12 protein-coding genes are annotated in these 21101 nt (G+C 70.9%); 1 reads left to right on the top strand and 11 read right to left on the bottom strand.

Going from position 1 to position 21101, the window contains the following annotated elements; all coding sequences use genetic code 11:
• Nucleotides 1-99: 99 nt before the first annotated feature.
• A complete protein-coding gene (locus Pka01_RS22090; protein WP_203884732.1) occupies nt 100-2991 on the bottom strand; it encodes a LamG domain-containing protein in 2892 nt (963 codons plus the stop codon).
• Nucleotides 2992-3414: 423 nt separating this feature from the next.
• Complete coding sequence (locus tag Pka01_RS22085; RefSeq protein ID WP_239115190.1) at nt 3415-4188, bottom strand: SDR family NAD(P)-dependent oxidoreductase; 774 nt, start codon at nt 4186-4188, stop codon at nt 3415-3417.
• A gap of 151 nt (nt 4189-4339) precedes the next feature.
• Here Pka01_RS22085 and Pka01_RS22080 point away from each other — a divergent pair, with 151 nt between their 5' ends.
• A complete protein-coding gene (locus Pka01_RS22080) occupies nt 4340-5461 on the top strand; it encodes a hypothetical protein (protein WP_203884731.1) in 1122 nt (373 codons plus the stop codon).
• A 106-nt stretch (nt 5462-5567) separates the two neighbouring features.
• Here the strand turns inward: Pka01_RS22080 and Pka01_RS22075 are convergent, their stop codons facing one another.
• The 9 genes from Pka01_RS22075 to Pka01_RS22035 all read right to left on the bottom strand — a co-directional run bounded on the left by Pka01_RS22075 (nt 5568) and on the right by Pka01_RS22035 (nt 20985).
• A complete protein-coding gene (locus tag Pka01_RS22075) occupies nt 5568-6107 on the bottom strand; it encodes a COG4315 family predicted lipoprotein (protein WP_203884730.1) in 540 nt (179 codons plus the stop codon).
• Nucleotides 6108-6211: 104 nt separating this feature from the next.
• Entirely contained in the window at nt 6212-9085 is a 2874-nt protein-coding gene (locus Pka01_RS41295; RefSeq protein WP_275414490.1) for a helix-turn-helix transcriptional regulator, read from the bottom strand.
• Between the two features lie 26 nt (nt 9086-9111).
• Nucleotides 9112-14022 (bottom strand): DNA repair ATPase, encoded by a 4911-nt coding sequence (locus Pka01_RS22065; protein ID WP_203884794.1) that lies wholly within the window; start codon nt 14020-14022, stop codon nt 9112-9114.
• A gap of 130 nt (nt 14023-14152) precedes the next feature.
• Complete coding sequence (locus Pka01_RS22060; protein WP_203884729.1) at nt 14153-16228, bottom strand: flotillin family protein; 2076 nt, start codon at nt 16226-16228, stop codon at nt 14153-14155.
• Between the two features lie 15 nt (nt 16229-16243).
• Nucleotides 16244-16804: a hypothetical protein gene (locus Pka01_RS22055; protein ID WP_203884728.1), complete on the bottom strand. Its 561-nt coding sequence runs from the start codon at nt 16802-16804 to the stop codon at nt 16244-16246.
• A gap of 350 nt (nt 16805-17154) precedes the next feature.
• Entirely contained in the window at nt 17155-17820 is a 666-nt protein-coding gene (locus tag Pka01_RS22050) for a response regulator transcription factor (protein WP_239115201.1), read from the bottom strand.
• A 549-nt stretch (nt 17821-18369) separates the two neighbouring features.
• Nucleotides 18370-18789, bottom strand: coding sequence for a VOC family protein (locus Pka01_RS22045; RefSeq protein WP_203884726.1), 420 nt, complete (start codon nt 18787-18789; stop codon nt 18370-18372).
• 108 nt (nt 18790-18897) lie between these two features.
• Nucleotides 18898-20142, bottom strand: coding sequence for an FAD-dependent monooxygenase (locus Pka01_RS22040; RefSeq protein WP_203884725.1), 1245 nt, complete (start codon nt 20140-20142; stop codon nt 18898-18900).
• Nucleotides 20143-20331: 189 nt separating this feature from the next.
• Complete coding sequence (locus Pka01_RS22035; protein WP_203884724.1) at nt 20332-20985, bottom strand: PadR family transcriptional regulator; 654 nt, start codon at nt 20983-20985, stop codon at nt 20332-20334.
• Nucleotides 20986-21101: the final 116 nt, after the last annotated feature.

The following is a 21101-nucleotide window of genomic DNA, read 5'->3' as shown; positions in this document are numbered from 1 at the left end:
GTAGCGGGCATGTCAAATCTTTGACGTACGCGTGCCGAACCCTTGAACCGGAAGCAGGGCCGGGGCAGGCACGGCGTCCGTCCTGCCCCGGCCACCCGGTCAGGGACCGGTGCTGGTCGGGAACTCCAAGCTGAGTGCGAGGAGCCGGATCTTGGCGTCACTCAGAACACCCTGGTAGGCCCACACATCGTCGATCGGCCCGGCGAAGTACTCCCCGGCCTCGCCCTCAGACCAGTTGCGCCCGAACTGCAGACCGCCCGTTCCCGCGAAGGGTTCGACGCCGTCCACGGTCGAGACCGCCTGCTGGCTGTTCTCCAACTGACCGTCCACGTACAACCGCAGTTGCTTGCGGCCGGCGTCGTAGACCACCGCAAGGTGGGTCCACGGACTGAAGCTGCCAAACCTATACGAATGGGAGGCGACGGCACGGACGGCTCCGGGGGCGTCCTTGTCGGGCATCTCAACCTGCCAGATCCCCCATGGCTGGTTCTCCGCGTCACCACGGCCCATCACATGCCAGCGCAGGGTGAACGCGCTGTTGTACGGATGCTCGCCGTTCCCCTGGAGGCTCAGAACCGTCATGTCGCAGTCGGCGAGGGCCTTGTCCTCCGGGCAGTCCGGCATGCCGTTGGGCATGCTCGCCCAGCCGGCGATCGTGAAGCTCTGTGTGGTGTCCAGCGGAGAGGCCGCCGTGGCGGCGTAACCGTCGACTCCGTCCAGCACCAGGCCCCCGTCGGGCTCCTCCTGCCCGTCGGCGTTGATCCCGTTGAAATCGCCCACCAGCCAGTCCGCGTAGAAGTCGGCGCCGATGCGAGCGCCGCCGGACAACGTGGCGCCGAGCTTCGCCGGAGACGAGTCGGGGGTCACGCCGTCCGGAGCCGAGTTGAGCATCCACCGGCCGGCGACCGCCGGCGGCTTCGGTGCGGCCAGCTTCTGGGCCTCCGGCCCGGTCACGACCCGGTCGAAGACCTCGATGTCGTCAAGCGATCCCTTCCAGTAGTCCCGGTAGCCGCCCTGGCCGAGGACCCGGCCCAGTTGGAGTCCGCCCGCGGACTGCCAGGCCGAAGGCGCCGCCACCGGGGACCCGGCCTGCCCGTTGACGTACAGCGTGATCTGGTCGGCCGCGGAGTCGTACACGCCCAGCAGGTGGATCCACTGTCCGGCCACGGCCGGTGCCGGTGAGTAGGCGGCCTGGAAGTCCGCTCCCTCCGCGTCCCGCGTCGGCAGCCGGAAGACCCACGCTCCCTTCTCGTGGTCGTACCCGAGCGTGAAGGAGCCTCTGGCGCTGCCGCTCTGGCTCAAGGCCGCGTGGTCGGAGGCGGTGTCCCCCAGCTTCACCCACGCCCCGGCCGAGAAGCTCCGCGCGGTGTTGACGACTTCGCGTGCGGTGTCTCCGTAGCCGTCTGCGCCGTCGAAGGCCGCCGCCTTGCCGGTGTATCCCGGTTGCCCGGTCTGCGCTCCGCCGTGGAAGGTCACGCTCTGGCCCTCTGAACGCCCGGTCGCGTCGTCCAGCCCCCACACCACCTTGGCGGGCAGGCGCGTGGTGACCGCGCCGGTGCTGTGGAGACGCGCGACCTGAGCGGCGGAGACCACCCGATCCCACACGCGCAGATCGTCGACCGCGCCGGACCACGGGTCCGCCCACACGCCCGCGTCCCAGCGCCGGCCGATCTCCAGGTTCCCGCGGGCGTTGAACGCCGTCACCGAGGCGGCCGACGCGGCCGCACCGTCGACATACAGCGTCGCGGTCTTCGTCCTCGCGTCGTACGTCCCCACGAGATGGGTCCACCGGCCCGGCACGACGGGCGCGTCCGAGACCGAGGCCGCCGTCGAGGCGCCGGAGTCGTCCGCGTCGGGAAGGCGGAGCGACCACTTGCCGCTGGACGCGTCGTATCCCATGACGACGCCGCTGTTGTACGTCCCGGCCTGTGAGACCACGGTCCGGGAACGGCTCAGGTCGTCCGCCTTCGCCCACGCGGAGACGGTGAAGCCCTGGGAGAAGTCCAGCACCGCACCCTGGGACTCGGCGAAGGAGTCCTCGTCGCTCAGGGACAGCGCCGTGCCCGAATGCCCGTCGGCGCCCAGCGCGGCATGGCCCCCGATGGTGAGCGGATAGGAGCCGCCCGCGCCTCCCGCCTCGGCTGCGCCGGCGCCCTCGTCGAGGGTCCACGACGCCCGCTCCGGCTGACCGGCGAGCACGTTGAAGTGGTAGGTCACCTGGCGACTGCCGTTGCCGTAGGAGTCGAAGGCCCTGACCGCCAGCGAGTGGCCGCCCTCCGTCGTGGGCAGCAGTCGCACGGTCCGGGGCTCACCCTGTCTCGTCGTCACCACGTGGGCGCCCGTGACGCCCGTGTCCATTCCCCACTGGTACGCGACGACATCGCTGTCGTCCGAATCGACGGTGAACGCGCCGTCGCGGCCCACCCCGGTCGTGAACGGCAGCGAGCCGGTCAAATCAGTGGATCCCGGATAGTCGGCGCTCGTCACCTTCGGGTCGCTCAGCGCGGCCGTCTTCCATGCGAAACGGCACCTCGTGGAGGTGCCGGCCGGGCTCCACGGGCCCCAGGCGACTCCGTCCCAGGCACGGACCTCCCAGCCCACGGTCGTTCCCTGGGGGATCGACGCCGGCAGCGCCTCCGTGAACGGGGACCCCGAGCTCTCGAACCACCCACTGGGCGGCGGGACGTCCTCCCCACCGGTGGACCACCACTGGCGCACCAGCTTGCCCGTGGCGTCAGGCCAGGAGACCGCGAACTGGGCGCCCACCCGATCGCCGTCCGGGTCGGTCAACTTCGCGGTGACCTGGGGCAGCCGGTTGACCCGGACCGGCTCGGCCTGGCACACGGAACCAGGCGACATCGTCAGATCCGCAAGCGCGGGTTGTGCGGGCGGCGTGTTGACCACCGCTGCCGCCGTGAACGCTCCCGAGGACGTCGTCTCCGTGGCGGCTGAGGCCTGTGGCACCCCGACGCCTGCCTCCAGTGCCAGCACGGCCGCCGCCGCACCCAATATGCGGACCGCGTGACGCGTGCGCGCTCTCCGCGGACTTCGCTCTCGTGCCGCCGACGATCTCCTCGTCAGACGCATTTCAGCCCCCATCAAAGACCAGTTGCCGACAAAGCGCCCTGATCGTAAGAAAGGTGATCAATATGCGTAAATACCAACAGTCAGTGATCCAGTCGGCACACCTGTAACGCCGCGGGCCGGGCAGGCGATAGCAATGCCCGGCGGCTCGGTTAGCGTCCGGTTAACTCACTGATCACCCACCCCGGCCCACCCCGAAGACCGCCGGTACGGCGTCGCCCCGCGACGGACGTGCGGGGCAGGACGGTGATATTGCTCACACAGGAATCTCTCGGTCCCCATGCCGAACCCTTGAACCGAGGCTCCGGCCCGCGCCCTGCGGCACCGTGATCACATCTCTTCGGGGTCGTGGCCGGCGGCGGACCGGCCGCCGTCGACGGGCACGATCGCACCGTTGACGAAGCTCGCGTCATCGGACAACAGATAGGCCACCGCGGCCGCCACCTCCTCGGCCCGCCCGACCCTGCCCAGCGGATGCAGCGAGGCCATCTCGCCTTCGATGCGCGCGGCCGCAGCCGGATCCCGGCTGCCGAGGAAGTCCGCATACCGCTGCGTGCCGATCGAGCCGAGCGCGACGGCGTTGGTCCTGACGCCCGAGGGCCCGTAGTCGACCGCGAGCGCCCGGGTCAGCCCCTCCATCGCGGCCTTGGCCGTCGCGTACGGCAGCGCGCCCCGCACGGCACGCCGCGCCTGGTGGGAGGAGACGTTCACGATCGCTCCGCCCTGGCCGCGTGCCAGGAACCGGCGCACCGCCGTGGCACAGCCGGTCACCGCCGGGGCGAGGTTCAGCGTGATGAGGTCGAGGACGTCCCGCGCCGCCGTCGAATGCAGCGCGGCGTCCCGGAAGACCGCGGCGTTGTTCACCCACCCCGCGAGCCTGCCTGACGACTCCGCCAGGTCGGCGGCCCGCTCGGTCACGGCCTCGTCGGCGGCGTCGCCCGCCACCGCGGTCAGACGAGGTCCGGCGGGGTGGTCGTCGGTCCACGCAAGCGCCGCCGGGTCGAACTCGATGACGACGACGCCGCTCCCCTCGCCCAGCAGCCGCTCGGCGATGGCGCGTCCGATGCCGTGGCCGCCCCCGGTCACGATGTAGGTGTCGCCCATGATCCCTCCTCGGTCGGACCCCGCACCTACCCGGCGATTCAGAAATGTCGCCCACAGGCCACAAACCGCATCGCCGTAATCCCCATCTCTTCTCTCAGTAGCGAGGGACGGCACCGGCCTCCGCCGGCCGGCCCGGGGGGAAGGACGCGCGATGAGAGCAAGGATGGTGTACGGCCTCGCCGCCGCCACGATGGTCATCGGCCTGACCGCGGCCGTCGAGCCGGCGCAGGCGACACCGATGCGGCAGACGGCGCCGACGCGACAGGCGGCGGCGGTCCCGCCCGCCTGGAAGATCTTCTACGCGGGCCGCCTGACCGAGGGATACCTCCACTCGGTGGCCGCTCCCAGCGCGTCGAGCGCGTGGGCGGTCGGCCAGTACCAGGACGCGAACGGCGACCACCACGCGGCTGTCCTGCGCTGGAACGGGCGCGCCTGGAGCCTGATCCCGCCCGGCTCGCTGCCGGACATGAAGTACTGGTACTCCGTCAGCGCGTCCTCGCCCCGTGACGTATGGGTCTACGGCTGGAACGAGGAGCGGGCGGGGGTCGCCCACTTCGACGGGCGGAGGTGGCGCGAGGTCGCCTTCCCCGAGCTTCCCGAGGGGGCGCCCGTCTCCTACGCCGAGCTCGCCTCGGCGGGCAAGGCCACATGGCTGGTCGGGGAGACCTGGGTGTCGCGGCGCGTCCGCGGCGGCTGGAAGACCACGGCTGTGCCCGCGGGCGTGCGGATCAGCTCGATCGACGCCAGGTCCGCCACCGACGCGTGGATCGCCGGGACCGTCTACACCGAGGCCAAGGGGCTGCAGCCGTACACCGCGCGCTGGAACGGCCGAAGCTGGAAGCGGGTGAAGACCCCGGCGAACAATCTGGGCGTCAACGACGTGTGGGCCCAGTCCAGGAAGAGCGTGTGGGTGACCGGGCTGATCCCGAAGGGCGAGGGCTGGATCCCGACGGTCCTGCACTGGAACGGCGAACGCTGGAAGAACGTCAAGATGCCCGACAAGGGCCAGTGGCCGCTCGCCATCAGCGGCAACGGCGGCAAGGTGTGGGTCACCGGCGACCCGGCCGGATTCTCCGGGCCGCCGCTCTATTGGCGCTTCGACGGCAGGCGCTGGAAGACCGTCGCGGGCACGGTCCCCGCCGGGGGCCGGGTCGAAGCGGTGAACGCGCTGGCTCCGATCAAGGGCACGGCCCGGTTGTGGAGCGTCGGCAACTACATCGTCGACGACGGCCAGGTCGCCCACGGCTTCGGCCTCATCCAGCGCGACCGCTGAAACCGGGACCTGCCATCGGGGGCACATCGGAGGCCCACCGGCCCCCGGTGGCACTCCGCCCGATGCGCGCGCCGGGCGCTCCCGCCTGACGCGCGCATCGGGCGGCTCAGCGGGCCTGCTTGTCGATCTCCTTGCCCTTCGGCGTGATGGCGTGCCAGGCGCCCTCGGCCAGCTGGCCCTTGACGTCTCCCGGCGCCTTGTCCCCGGCGTAGAGGTAGACCGGGTGGTCGCCGATGGTGAGCTGCTCGGACCCGTCCTTGCGGGTCAGCGAGCCGACCAGGGCGGAGTCGATGCCGGCGACGTCGGTGGTGGCGGGAACGGGTGGCCACTGGGCGGCGCACCGGTCGTCGCAGTCCGACGTCGCGGGGTGGGTCTTGTCCTTGTCGTACGCGTAGACCGTGCGGCCGGTGCCGTCGACCACGATCAGTCCGATGGACGACGTCGAGGTGCCGACCGGCCCGCCGACGACGGGGCCGGGGGTCTCCGTCGCGTTCGCGGCGGCGGTGGCCGCGGTCGACTCGGGAGTGGCGGCCTTGGGGGCGGGGGCGGCGCTCTTCGACTCGTCACCGGACGAGCAGGCGGTCGCGAGCCCGACGACGGCGAATGTGACGGCCACGAGACGGCCCGCGCGGGCACGAGTGTTCATCAGGGTGGTCCTTCGCATGATGGACGGCGAATAGGCGTTCCCATCTCACCAGCACCCGCCGGACCTCCGTCCGGCGGGTGGGGCGATCTTTACCGCCGGCCCGGTCAGCCGACGCCTAGGCGGCGGGCGACGGCCGCGGCCTCGCCCCTGCCCGCCACCCCGAGCTTGGTGAGGATGTTCGACACGTGGACGCTGGCGGTCTTGGCCGAGATGAACAGCGCCCCGGCGATCTCCCGGTTGCTCCTCCCGTCGGCGATGAGGCGGAGCACCTCCCGCTCACGCGGCGTCAGCCCGAGCGAGTCGTCGCCCGGACGCGCGCCGATCGGCACGCGGGCACGGCGGGCGCGGGCCTCGATCTCCTCGAGCAGCGGCTGGGCGCCGAGTTCGTGTGCGAGCTCGGCCGCGCGGTGCAGCCGGGTCGCCGCGGCGTCCTTGCCGGCCGTCTCCGCCGCCCGGAGCAGCGCGTAGGCCTCCGGGTACGGCTCGCCCAGCGCCTTCCAGTGAGCCGCCGCGGCGTCCCACTCACTCGGGACGGCACGGCCCTCGGCCCGCGCTGCCTCCGCCTCGAAGACGAGGGCGTGCGCCTGCTGGACGCGTACGCGGACGGGCGTCTGCGAGGCCAGCAGGCGTAGCTCGCCCACCAGCTTCGCCGCGCGTTCCCCGCCCGCCTCCGCACAGGCGCGTGCGGCGCTCGCCAGCAACGGCCAGCCGTACCGGGGTCCGCCGGAGAGGCCGAGCTCGGCCAGCACGTAGTCGACGGCGTCGAGCGCGCCGGACAGGTCGCCCTGGGCGACCCGGAGTTCGATCCGCAGCCTCTCGGGCGGGAACAGATCCTGCACGAGGGAGGACGACGACGCCCGCACCGTGTCGACGGCGGCCAGCGCGTCTGCGGCGGCGTCGAGGTCGCCCCGCGCCATCGCGACGAAACCGATCAGCCAGTGCAGCGAGGCCCGGGTCAGCCGGGGCGGTGACAGCTCCAGCGCGTGCTCGACCAGCTCGAGGACCTCGTCCCAGCGGCCGAGCGCGAGCAGCGGCTCCGCCAGGTTCATCGTGAGGAACGCGCCCGACGTGCGGGCCTGGCCGTGGCGGCCCGCGGCCTCGATCCCCCGCCGTGCCGCGGCGGCGGCGCGCTCGTGCTCGCCCATGCCCTCGAGGACGTGCGCCTCGTTGGTGGCGGCCCGCAGCAGCACGGAGTCGTCCGCCCCGCGCTCGGAGACCCTGAGGGCCTCCGCCAGAGCCTCCAGGTGCCGCTCCGCGTCCCCCTCGTCGAACTCGCACCCGGCGAGCGTGATGAGGGCGTGGGCCTCGGCGGTGGCGTCGCCCACCGCGCGGGCCATGGTCAGCGCCTCGGCGGCCAGCGCGCGGGCCTCGTCCCTTCGTCCCGACGGCATCAGGTAGAGCCGCTGCGCGAGCGTGGACAACGCCCGCGCCAGGGGCAGGCTGGGCGGGTGCGCCGGCACCAGCCGAACGGCCTCGTGCAGGTCGTCGAGGACCGTGGCGTCGCCCAGCTTGATCTTGATCCTGGCCCGCTGTTCGAGCACCCCGGCCGCGCGCACCGGATCGTCGATCTCCTTCAGCGCCTCGCGGGCGTAGGCGATCCCCCGATCGGTCTCGCCCGCGACGTTGGCGGCCTCGATCGCCCCCTCCAGCACCGACGTGTGGTCGACGCCCAGGCGCTCCTGCGCGTCCGGCACCTTCTTCCACAGGTCGAGGACGCGGTCGAGCATCTGCAGCGACTCGGTGTAGGCGGCCGCCTCCTTCGCGACCTGCGCGGCCTTCCAGGCGCTGACCAGCGCTCCGGTGTCGTCGTGCACGGAGTACCAGTGGAAGGCCAGCGCCGCGGGGGCGCGGCCGGGCGGGACCAGGGACGGGTCGGCCTCGAGCGCCTCGGCGAACCTGGCGTGCGTGCGGGAGTGCTCGCCCGGCAGCAGGTCGCCGTGGACCGCGTCGCGCAGCAGGGCGTGCCTGAAGGTGTACGCCTCGCCGTCAACGACCACGACGTTGCCGGACACCGCCGGTCGGAGCACCCGCGACAGGGCGGCGTCGTCCAGCCCGCTGACCGCCGCGAGCAGCGTGTGCTCGACCCGGGCGCCTCCCGCGCTGGCCAGCCGCAGGATCTCCTGGGTCTCCTCTGGAAGCTTGTGGACGGCTCCGAGCATGAGGTCGCGCAGCGACTCGGGCAGCTCGCCCTCGATCCTCCCGTCGCCCAGCAGCGCCTCGACGAACAGCGGGTTGCCCTCGCTGCGTTCGTAGATCCGGTCGAGCAGCCGCGGATCGAGCTCGCGGCCGAGGATGCTCCGGACCTGCTCGGCGACCCCCCGGCGGGGCAGCCGGTCGAGCTCGAGCCTGCGCACCCAGGGGATGCGGTCGAGCTCGGCGACCAGCGGCCGGAGCGGATGCGTGCGATGCAGCTCGTCCGACCGATAGGCGACGATCACCAGGACGCCCGGCGGCAGGTTGCCGATCAGGTAGCTGAGCAGGTCGCGGGTGGAGCGCTCCGCCCACTGCGCGTCCTCGATGACCAGGACGACGGGCCTGTCCTCCGCCAGCCGCTCGAACAGCAGCAGGACGTGGTCGAACAACCGCGACCTGGCCACCGACGTGCCGGACTCGGTGTCCGGCTCGCCGAACTCGGGCAGCAGGCGGGCCAGACCGCGAGGCGAGCCGCCGGGCAGCAGCGCGGTCACCCCCTCCACGCCGATCTGCCTGACGAGCCGGCGGAGCACGGCGCTGAAGGGCGCGTACGGCAGGCCCTCCGCGCTGATCTGGTGGCAGGCGCCGATCAACGCCAGCACGCCCTTCGTCCGGCCGCGCTGCTGGACCCGTTGCACGAACTCCCGGATCAGCCTGCTCTTCCCCACGCCGGCCTCGCCCCCGACGAGCAACGCCGTGGGCAGCGTGTCCATGGCGGCGTCCAGGAAGGCGAGCTCACCGGCACGACCTACCAGAGTCGAACTAATCCCCCGAGAAGCTGACACAAGGTAAGGATGCCATCAAAGGTCTCTCATTCGGGGCCGGCCGCCCGTTCGATGGCCTTCTCCACGCCGCCCACCCGGTCGGCGAGCAGGCCGATGGCGCCGACGGCCCGGGCCACCGGGTCGTCGCCGTCCCCGCCGAGGGCCTTCGACCGCAGGTAGCCGGATTTCACCGCGGCCCAGCGCTCGGCCTGGCCGGGCGTCATCGTGCCGCGCAGCTCGGCCAGCTTGAGCATGTTGGCCTCGGCCCCGGAGGTGAGCGTCTGGGCCTCGCCCAGGTAGTGATCGTCGATCAGGGCCTGGAGCTCGGCCTCGTTCATGATCGGGATGATCCGCTCGGCGAGCTTGTTCATGTTCCGGTACGACCCCTGGAGCTGGAAGGGCGGCTCGGTCCTCGAGGCGTCCGCCTGGGCAGCCGAGGCGATGTACGCCTGGTTGACGGACAACACGATCTCCTGGACCAGCAGCAGCTTGGTGAGCACCGCGACGATCTGGTCGAGCTCGACCTTCGAGTACGGATGGCTCAACTGGTCGGCGCGCACTCCCGAGTCGCCCCTGGCCAGCCGTACGAGCAGTTCGACGTCGGCGCGGTCGCGGGTCGACAGCGGCGCGAGGACGGGGTTGGAGGTCAGCGCGTTCTCGATGTAGCTGAGCGCGAACAGCTCCTCCCTGCCCGACAGCACGTCGCCGAGGTTCCACACGTCGGCCCGGTTGGCCAGCATGTCCGGGATGCGGAAGCGTCTGCCCGCCTCGGTGTACGGGTTGCCCGCCATGCAGACGGCGAAGCGTTTGCCACGCAGGTCGTAGGTGCGGGTCCGGCCGTTCCACACGCCCTCGATGCGGCGCTGGGCGTCGCACAGCGAGATGAACTTCTGCAGCAGTTCGGGCGAGGTGTGCTGGATGTCGTCCAGGTAGAGCAGCACGTTGTTCGAGCACTCCAGCGCGAACGAGACCTTCTCGATCTCCTGCCGCGCGGTGGCGTCCGGAGCCTGGTCCGGGTCGAGCGAGGTGACGGCGTTCCCCAGTGCCGGGCCGTTGACCTTCACGAAGACCAGGCCGAGCCGGCTCGCGACGTACTCCATCAGCGTCGTCTTGCCGTACCCCGGCGGGGAGATCAGCAACAGCAGGCCCATCTGGTCGGTGCGCTTGGCGTCTCCCGCCGCGCCCAGCTGCTTGGCCAGGTTGTCGCCGATGAGCGGCAGGTAGACCTCGTCGAGCAGCCGGTTGCGCACGAACGCGCTCATCACCGAGGGCCTGTACTCCTCGAGCCGCAGCCGCGCCCGCTCGCCGTCGACCAGCTCACCCCGCCGCCGCTGGTAGGCGCGGTAGGCGGGCACCCGCTCGGTACGGAACCGGCGGGTGCGGGCGAGCACCTCGTCGAGGCGCAGGTCGATGTTCCGCCCGGTCAACCGGGGATGCGTGCCCAGCAGGTTCTCGACGGTGGCCGTCAGGGCCGCCGACGAGTCGTGCCGCGGCAGGTCGCACAGCAGCACGGCGACGGCCTCGGCCAGATCTCCGGCCTGTACGGCCGACCGGCCGTCGGAGGCGTCGAGGTAGGCCCCGAGCCAGGCGCCGACGAGCTGGTGGCGGGCTCTCAGGTCGTCGCCGAGCGCGCGCAGGTCGGCTTCGAAGTCCCTCGCGGAACCGCCGAGCGCCCCCCGGAAGCCGTCGAGGAGGCCTCTGGCCGCGGTGCTCGTGACGAAACCGGTGGGCGTGCTCGACATCTCCTCGAAGAGGTACTCCCCCGCGAGCGCGGCCTCGCCTCCCGCGAGTCCCGCGCCGCGAAGGAAGGCGTCCACGGCCGAACCCAGCTCCGCGTGCATCTCACCTGCCGCGGAGCTCCTGCGGAACATGGCCCGGGCCCTGGCCAGCGAACGGGCCCGCGTCGTCCAGGTGGCACGGGCGGCCTCTTCGGCGCCGAACGCCCAGAACAGCTGCGCGGCGGCGCGCGCCTCCGGCGGGTACCGCAGCAGACCGGCGCCGGCGTGAAGTCGCAGGAGGGCGTCGAGGACGGCCGCCGCGTCGTGATCGTGCACCCCGCGTTCGTAACCCTCGTCGTAGCGGGTCTCCACGACGCGGCGGACCACGTCGAGCAGGCCGCCGTCGACGAGCGCGGCCGCCTGGAGGGCGTCGAGCGTGCGCTCCGGTGCGTCCGCCTCCGCCTCGGAGAGGATCGCGGCGGCCAGGTGCTCGGCCCGGTAGACGTCGGCGGACTCGGAGACGAGCGGCTGGTCCCAGAACGGCCGGGTGGCGTCGAATGACTCGTCGCCGACCGGCGCCCGGTAGTCGGTCCCGGTGATCGCGAACGCCATCCGCCCGTCCTGCGGGACCAGCGTGAGGTCGAGCGGCTGCGTGTTGACGGCGAATCGGTGCCTGCCGAGCCGGATGGTCTCGCCGCCGTCGGCGTAGAGGTCGAGCCGGTCGCGCAGCGCACGGCCCGCCTCGAGCCGGGCCGCCTTGATCCTGCCGTCGAGCTCCTCGGCCCTGACCTGGTCTCCGAGCTCGCGTAACTCGCCGGACACGGCGCGCAGCTTGGCCACCATGGGATCGGAGGCGAAGTAGGTGTTGACCTCTTCGAGCGATCCGAGGCTCGCGACCCGGCGTCCCAGGCCGCCGAGGATGCGGTCGGCGGAGGCGGACAGCCGGTCGGCACGCCGCGCGCGTTCGTCGAGAAGCGCCTGCTTGCGCGAGGAGAACGCCTCGTAGACGTCCTCCCGCTTGTCCTCGAGCCGGGCGACGAGGTCGTCGAACTCGCCGAACCGCGACTCCAGCCCCTCCAGCTGGAGCATCAGCCGGCCGAGTTGCTCGTCGCACCGTTCGGGGGTGTCGGCCACGTCGAGGGCGCCGGTGATCGTCTGGCCGAGCACGGCGAACTCCGCGGCGAAGCCGGCCCGTCCCTCGCTCGCGAGCAGTTCCTCGCGCCGCGCGGTGAGCGTCGCCCTGCCGCGGTTGATCCCGCCGAGGACCTCGCCGATCCGTTCCAGGATCGCGGTGCGCACCGTCGCGTCGTCGATGTCCAGCGTGCCGACGACCTCGGTCAGGATGGCCAGGCCCTCGCTCTGCTCCGCGAGCCGCTCGGAGACCGGCGTGGATTCCGCGACGGTGCCGATGGCCCGTGCCTGCTCGGTGAGCCGTTCCACGTCTGCGTGGTAGCCGGTGAACGCGTCTTCGCCCTGGAGGAACGTCACGGCCCGACGCGCGGCCGTGCCGATCTCGGAGTCGAGGTCGGCCGTCAGCGCGGCGACCCTGTCCAGGTCGGCGTACCGCATCTCGCGCAACGTCGCGAGACGCCCCTGGGCCCGGCGGAGCCCGGCGAGTTGCCGCACCCAGGCGTCGGCCGTCATGGGCGTCTCGCCACGGGCCTGCCGTACGAGCGAGGCGATCCGCCCCTCCTCGTCCTGCAGCGCGGACGCGGCCTGCCCGGTCAGCGACTGGACCTTCTCGAACTCGTCCAGGACCTGCTCGGCCGTCGCGCGGACGTCGGCGAGCGGCCCGCGCAGGCCGTGGTCGTTCAGCCAGTGATAGGTGTCGAAGGCCCGGACGCACGCGGCGATCAGCGCCTCGAGCACCGGGACGGACGGCGCCATCTCCCCGACCATGCGGACGACGGACAGGCAGTCGGAGATCCCGCGCACCAGTTCGGCGTTGCCGATGCGTTCCAGCGGGCCGGTCCCCACCGGCTGGGCCGCGGCGAAGGTGTCGGAGACGTACGGCGTCTGCCACACCTGCATGGGATGCACGCGGGTCGGCTCGGCGGAGGTCTCCCGGAACACGATGAGGGTGCCGTCGTCGAACAGCGAGTAGCCGTGGCAGGTGATCGGGTTGGCGACCTCCTTGCGGATCACGTTGTACGGCAGGAGCAGCGTCCGGCCCTCCGTCCGCGCGCGGTAGACGTAGAGCACGTCCTCGCCGTTGGGCGAGCGGATGACGCGTTCGAACTCCAGGCCCGCCACGTCGGTGTCGAAGGTCTTGGCCGTGCCGGTGGCGAGGTAGTAGCCGCCGGGGAAGATCACACCCTGGTCCTCGGGGAGCAGCAGGCAGGACCTGCCGATGCCGTCCAGCCTGACCACGGCCCTGGTCCGGATGTTGAAGACCAGGTGACGCCATTCGGGCTCGTTGTAGGGCCGGATGCGCAGCAGGATCAGCGGGCCGACCCTGGCGTACTGGACGTCGGCGTCGGCCAGGCTCTGCAGCGGCTCGGCGACGGGCTCCCGGTAGACGCCCTCACCGGTCTCCGTGTTGTTCTCGATCTTGATGGTGAGGTCGCCGCCGACGGTCTCGACGAACACCTCGTCGCCGATCGAGATGTGCGGATGGCGGCCGAGGACGTGGTCGTCCCGGGTGGTCTGCGTCCACTCGAAGTCGTGCGACGGCGGGAACACGTGGTCGCGCTCGCCGCGGTTGTCCAGGTAGGCGATGGAGCCGTCGGCCGCGACCGTCCAGCGCAACACCCGGATGTCCTGCGGGCCCGTCTGGAAGACCGCGAGCAGCCTGCCCTCCACCCGGCGCAGCTGCAGCAGCCTCGTCTCCTTGTAGTACCGGTACAGCTCGCCGAAGTCCCGGTCGAACTGCGGGTCGCCGCCGAACGGCAGGGGCGCGTCGTCGAACCGGAACGCGTCGCCGTCGCGGCTGAACCGGTGGGCGGAGAACACGTCCGGCACCGTCGTCTCGGACTTCAGCCCGATGAACACGTTGTAGCCGAACAACATGACCCCGTCCGCCGACACGATGTCGCGGGGCACGCAGTTGTTCTCCGTACGGACCCGGTCGGTGCCGACGAGCCGGAGCTCCGTGCCGCCGAAGACCTCGAGCCGGTCGGCGTTGAGCGCCTCGGCCCGGCGGGCGAGCTCCTTGGCCTGCTCGCCCAGCCGGGCTCTGAGCACCTCGTAGGTGCCCGCGTCGAGCCCGGCCCGCGTCCCGGCGGCGTCCCCCGCTCCCATGCTCCCTGCCTCGGCGCCCCCGGCTGCGGTGGTCGCCGTCCCGATCGGCTGTGTTCCGATCGACTCTGTCCCGGTCACTGCGGTGTCCGTCCCGCCGGCCTCTGTCACGGAAACCTCTGTCACGCGCTCGTCAGTGCTTCACCGCGTCGAGCGCCGCCACCGGCTGTTCGGCGACGCCGAGCCGCTGCGCGGCGCTCAGCAGGGCCTGCAGCTTGTCGGCATCGGGTCCGCCCGCCTTGATGAGCTTCACCAGCAGCGCGGAGAGCGTGAGGTTCCGCACGTCGGCAGTGTCCAGCGACCCGAGCATCCGGCTGAGGTCCTGGGTCAGGCTCGCCGTCCCGTCCAGGTACGGCCGGGCGACCGCCCGCGCGACGTCCGAGTTCTCGACGAAGCCGTCGACGCTCTTGCCCATGGAGATCGAGCCCATCAGCCGGTCGAAGAACACGGTGTCGCCGCCGACGATGTCGATGTCGGCCTTCTCCAGCCCGGCCGCCAGCACGGCCGCCTGCGCCTCGGCGATGTTCCGCTGCACGTCGATGCTCCTGAGCCGGACCTGCGTGTCGGCCTCCAGCCGCAGGCGGTACTCCTCGTGTCCCCGGCTCGCCTCGTCGAGCGCGGCCATCGCCGCCGCCTTCTCGGTGAGACCCTCGGCCTCGGCCTTGAGCTTCTCGCCCACGGCGGCCGCGGCCGCGAGCGCCTTGGCCTGCTCGCCCTCGGCCTCGGCCTTGAGCTTCTCGCCGACGGCCAGGGCGGCGGCGAGCGCCTTCTCCCTGTCGACGGCGGCCTCCGCGCGGCCCACCTTCTCGATGGCCTCGGCGTCGCGCTCGCGCACCTGGACCTCGGCGAGGCCGGCGGCGGCCGCCTCGGCCTGGATGCCCTCGGCGAGGCGGATCTTCGCCCGGCTGTCGAGCTCGGCCGCCTGCTGGCGGGCCTCGGCGAGCACGAGCTCCTCGCGGGCCCTGTACTTCGCGGCGGCCTCCGCGGCCTCGGCCGCCTTGATGTCCTTGACGAGGTTCTCCTGCGCCTCCGCCTCGGCCTGGATCACCAGTGCCTGGCGGGTGCGCTCGGCCTCCTCGACGACCCGCAGGCGCTTGATGGTCTCCTCCTGCTCGGCGACCGTCTTGTCCACTGCGATCCGCTCGCGTGTGACCTCGGCGATGGCCCGCTTCTCGACCTCGAGCTCCTTGTCCTTGGCGATGCGGGCCAGTTCGGTCTCGCGATCCCTGGCGATCACTTCGAGCATGCGGTCCTTCTCGATCCGCTCGGTCTCGATCGCGATGACCCGCTCGCGGTTCTTCTCCGCGACGGCGACCTCCCTGGCCCGGTTCTCCTCCTGGACGCCCACCTGCTCGTCGGTGCGGATGATCGCCGTCTGCGCCTTGAGGCGTTCTTCGGCCCGCACCCGGGAGGTCTCGGCCTCCTCCCGCGCCCGCATGGTCTCGATCTCACGCTTCTGCTTGGTCTCCGCGTCGGCCTGGCGCCGTTCCAGCTCGAGGATCGCCTCCCGCGCGTCGACGTTCTGGCGGGTGATCTCCTTCTCCTCGTTGCGCTGGTACTCGTTGGTCTTGACGTGCTCGATCGCGGTGAGCTCGGTGATCTTTCTGATGCCCTGGGCGTCGAGGATGTTGGCCGGGTCGAGCTGCGCCAGGGGCGTCTGCTCGAGGAAGTCGATGGCGGCATCCTCGAGGCTGTAGCCGTTCAGGTCGGTGCCGATCACGCGGACGATCTGGTCCCGGAACTCGTCGCGCTTGGTGTAGAGGTCGACGAAGTCGAGTTGCTTGCCGACCGTCTTGAGCGCCTCGGAGAACTTGGCGTTGAACAGCACCTGCAGCGTCTGCTCGTCACTGGCCCTGGCCGTGCCGATCGCCTGCGCGACCTTGATGACGTCCTCGACCGTCTTGTTGACCCGGACGAAGAACGTGATGCGGATGTCGGCCCGGATGTTGTCCCGGCAGATGAGGCCTTCCTGCCCGGTCCGAGTGATCTCGATGGTTTTCACCGAGATGTCCATCGTCTCCGACTTGTGCAGCACGGGCAGGACGACGGCGCCGGTGAATGTGACGTCCACCTTCCGCACTTTGGAGACGATGAGAGCCTTGCCCTGCTCGACCTTGCGGAACAGGCGGCTGATGACGAACACCATGCCGATGATGACGAGAAGGATGACGCCTAAGAGAACGCCCATTCCCGTGGAGATGACATCCATGCGCTAGGTCCCCTGTCAGTGCATTTCATAGGGCATGACCCAGAAGAACTCGCCCTCCGGGTCATAGTCGAAGATGAGGGCGGAACTGCCGGCGCGAAGGTCGTCCTCGCCGGTCTGCCGCACCTGGACGACCGCGGAGGAGCCGTCCTCCGCGGTGACCTCGGCCTGGCCGAAGTCACGCCCGACCCGCCCGGTGCGGATGACGCACATCCGCCCGACGAAGTCGTTCCGCGACGGCGCGGCGATCGGCGGCAGGAACCGCCGGAACGGCAGCGCCAGAAGGCGGGTGAGCGACCATGCGGCGAGCAGCGCGACCAGCAGAACGGCGATCCTGGCGGGCGTCCCGTCGACCAGCACCACACCGGCGAGGCTGACGAACCAGGCGATCGCCACCATGAGCGAGAGCGCGACGCCCGCGGGGAGCCCGCGCATCCCGATGCCCGACAGGAACTCGTCGGGAAGGTCGAGCCCGAGACCTCCGAGCAGAACGAGCACCCAATAAGCGATGACGACGACCAACATGAAGCTGAACAGGACGGCCGGAAAACCGAGCGCCGCGCCGACGAAATCCCCCATCGACTCCCACCGTTTACGTACGTCCCCCCTGAGACGTATGCATTATTGCCTGATAACCCAGCATTTGTAACTAACAAATTCGATGCGAATATCGGGCACTTTTGGCCGCTTCAGCCCGTTGTGTTCACAACGGCTCCCTCCACTCACATTGCTCCTGCCCGGCCCCTCTGATGAGGTCGAAGCGAGGGGCACTCCGGGTGCCCTCTCTTTCGTTTCATGGAATCTCGGGCCGGCTTCCGTGAGCCGGCTCCGTACGGGCGACGAGACCGGGCGTGATCTCCCGATCTCGCCGCCCGGCACGGCGCGATGGCGAGTCATTTGTGGCGGCGCGAACGAATCGTCCGTCTCGCTCAGCCGCCGGGCCGGATCAGGCCGCTCTCGTAGGCGAGGATGACCAGTTGCACCCGGTCGCGTACGTCCAGCTTGGCGATGGACCTGGTGATGTGGGTCTTGGCGGTGAGCGGGCTGATGACGAGGCGCTCGGCGATCTCGTCGTTGGACAGGCCGAGCGCGACGAGCCTGACCACCTCCCGTTCCCGCGCCGTGAGGACGGCCAACCGCTGTCCGGCGCCCGGAGAGAGGTCCTGGCGACGGGCGAACTGCTCGACGACGCGGCGGGTGACACCCGGCGATAGAAGGGCGTCTCCGGCGGCGACCGCAGCGACCGCGCGGCGCAGCTCGGCCGGTTCGACCTCCTTGGTGAGGAAGCCGCCGGCTCCGGCGCGCAGCGCGGCGAAGACGTGCTCGTCGGTGTCGAACGTCGTGAGGATGACGACGCGGCAACCGGGCGCGGCGGGGTCGGCCACGATGCGGCGGGTGGCGGTGATGCCGTCGGTGCCGGGCATGCGGATGTCCATCAGGATGACGTCGGGGCGGGTGCTCGCGGCCAGCCGTACGGCCTCGTCGCCGTCGGCGGCCTCGCCGACGACAGTGACGTCCCGGGAACGGGCCAGCAGGCTGCGGAACCCGGCCCGCACGAGTGCCTGGTCGTCGGCGAGGAGCACCTTGATCGTCACGGTGCCGAGCCTGCCACAGGGATGTCGGCCCGTACGGCGAAGCCGCCGGGGACCGAGGCGGCGCCTGAAGAACAGGAGAGCTCCGAGAAAGAGCGCGAGGGGGATCGTGCCCTGCCAGGGTGAACGCACCCCGGCGGCGAGGGCGCCGGTGGTGAAGCCGACCACGGTGAGAACGGCGAGCGCGGCGTCGACGATCACGGCGGAATGGCGCACGGGGGCGGGTTCGCGGAGCGGCGAAGGTTCGGCCATGCGGGGTGCTCCCTCAAGGGGGTGAAGCGCGACAAGCGCGACAAGGGGCGAGGCGCAACGCTAGGCCGGGCCGCGCGCGGGCCGCGTCGTCCGTTGACCGTCACCGGGGTCTACACCGTTCGGGGTACGCCCTGCGCCAAAGGGAACAGGCGGCCGCTCCACTCGCGCAGATATTCAGATCAGCGAGTGTGACCGCGCCTGGACTCTCGACAGGTTCGGGCATGCCCCCCACCGCGACACACCCGAGCCCGTCACACAGCGGAATCAGCCAGACGCTGAACGCGATCCAGCGATGTAGTGCTAGACGGCGAACACCTGCGCGTCGTCCGCGAACGCCTTGAACTCCATCGCGTTGCCGGCCGGGTCCAGCAGGAACATCGTCCACTGCTCGCCGGGCAGGCCCTCGAAACGCAGGTACGGCTCGATGACGAACGCGGTGCCGGCTTCGCGGAACCGGTCCGCCAGCTTGTGAAATTCTGGAATTGTCAGGATAAGCCCGAAATGCGGCACGGGGACGTCGTGGCCGTCGACCGGGTTGTGCACGCGTTCGGAGCGGCCGGGGGCCAGGTGGGTGACGAACTGGTGGCCGTGCAGGTTCCAGTCGATCCACCGGTCGGAGCTACGGCCCTGCGCGCAGCCCATGAGCTCGCCGTAGAAGCGGCGGGCCGCGTCCAGGTCGTCCACGGGCACGGCCAGATGGAAACGGGGAATCTCCGCCATTGTCTGCCTTTCCATGTCTTATGCGACATTTGCCATGAACGAACGGTAGCTACCCTGTAGGTGTTTCGCGGAACTCCTCGCCCCGGACTCTGCCGAAGTCGCAAATCGTCACGTTGAAGCGCTTCCGGCTCGTCGCCGGGGTGACGATCTCGAAGACGCGTCGGCCGTCACCTTCGCCGCCCAGTCGATGCGGTACCGCTGGATCGGGCCCAAGGTCTTCTCCGGCCGCAGCGCCGTCCTCAGCAGCAACCGCATCAGCGTCGGCGTCACGGCCCGCGCGAACGGACCAGGCGCCTTCACGTGGTTGACCTTCGCCGCCTTGCGGGCGATGCCTTCCACCCTCGACCGGCGCAACCGCTCGTACGCGGTGAACGCCGACCGCGCGTCCGGCAGGTCCCGTAGGCAGCGGGCCAGCTCGATCGCGCTCTCGATGGCCAGCGACGCGCCCTGCCCCGAGCTGTTCGACGGCGCGTGCACCGCGTCGCCGACCAGCCCGGCACGCCCGCGGTGCCAGTGCGGCACGGCCGGCATGATGTGCGTCGAGCCGGTCACGATCAGTTTCGCCGGGTCGATATGCCGGACCAGGTCGCCGCCCGGGTCGTCGTCGCCGTACACATCGCGCAGCCGCCGCAACCACTCCTCGGCCGGCACGGCCCGCGCCTCGGTCAGGCTCATCGGCCGTTCCTGCGGCAGGTTGACGCCGAACTGCGTGCGCCCGTCAGGCCGCCGCGAGTACAGGTAGTACGCCCGCTTGCCGAACGTGAAGCGCATCGTGCCGGTCTCGGTGGGCACGGCCCAGTCGATGATCGACTCGAGGCCCAGCATGCCCGTGTAGCCGGCGTTGGGCGCGGCCGGGTCGATCAGTCGACGCACGGTCGAGTGCACGCCGTCGGCACCGATCAGCACGTCGGCGGTCGCGACGCTGCCGTCGGCGAACCGGGCGGTCACCCCGGCTGGGTCGTCGTCGTCGAACGCCACCAGCCGCTTGCCGTGCTCGATCTGGACACCGCCGGCGACCGCGACGTCGTACAGCGCCCTGTGCAGGTCGCCGCGCTGGATCAGCCGCATGGGCGGCAGGCCGGACGGCTGGGGCAGCTCGACCTCCCTGCGACCAAAGGACATCACGGACTTCGGGGTCGGTGTCCCGTAGTTTTCGACGGCCTTCCTGGCGCCGACGATTTCCAGCGCGGCCAGGCCGTTCGGGGCGATCGCGAGCGAGCCGCCGATGCCGTCGGCCGTGCTCGGGTAGGCCTCGTACACCTTCGCGTCGATACCGGCCTTGCGTAATGCCAGCGCCGCGACCGGTCCGGCCACCCCGCCACCGATCACCAGCGCTGTCCGTACCTTGGACATGCCCTCTCCTCGGGTTGGGTTCTGCATGGATTCCTCCGGTTTCGGATCTTGATCGTCCGAACCGGCCCATGGAGGAGAGCCCCGGCTATTCTTGCGGTCGCCACCTCGTGCTGGTTCCCTTCCGCGGGTTCGGTTCGAGGCCGGGGACCCCGGCGGGGTGTTGCAGCACCTCGTCCGGGGTCCCCTTCTTCATGGCGCGTCCTTCGTACGGCTCCTCTCCGCGATGTCGAGCACCTCCTGGGGGACCTGCCCCGTCTCGTGGAACCGCCGCCAGAGCTCGAGCTCAGGCAGCGAACCCGAGGTCAGCTCGCCGAGCAGCGAGCGGACCCAGGCCGCCTCCGCCTCACGCATGGCCAGGTCGTACTCCGTCTCGAGGAGGAGCACCCGGGGAATCTGACCGGCGACCCGCCCGAGGGACTCCCGCGTATCGGCGATCTCCGCCTCCAACAGGCTCAGGCGCTGCCCGAGCAGCGCGGTCACCTCGTCGGGAGGCAGCACCACGAGCACCGAGAGCCCGGCTTCGAACCTGAAGAACTCACGCTCGGGCGTGGAGACCAGCTCACGCACCCAGTCGACGAGCTCGGCGCGACCGGCGTCGGTGATCCGGTAGACGGTGCGCTCGGGGCGGCCCCCCTGCCGGACACTCTCCGTCGCCTCCAGCAGGCCGTGCTTCTCCATGTTCCGCACGACGGTGTAGAAGGAGCCCCACTTGATGTTCATGTCGCGCTCCTTGCCCCGCTCGCGGAGCACAGAGGCCATCTCGTAGGGGTGCATCGGCCGTTCCATGACAGCGGAGAGCACGGCGAGCGCCAGTAGGTTGCCGACCTTTCGACGCTTGGCCAATGGACGCTCCGATATTCGCAGCCGATTACTCGTAGGCGAGTATACGTTTACGAGTAATCGCCTGACAAGGCTCCCGCCCGGCCCGCGCGTGCGCTTCGGGGCCCGCGCGTACGCTT

Origin of the sequence: Planotetraspora kaengkrachanensis (assembly GCF_016862895.1) — a bacterium.
In the GTDB taxonomy this organism is placed as follows: domain Bacteria; phylum Actinomycetota; class Actinomycetes; order Streptosporangiales; family Streptosporangiaceae; genus Planotetraspora; species Planotetraspora kaengkrachanensis.
The sequence above is the reverse complement of the archived record's forward strand: the minus strand, read 5'-3'. Positions and strand labels throughout refer to the sequence as shown.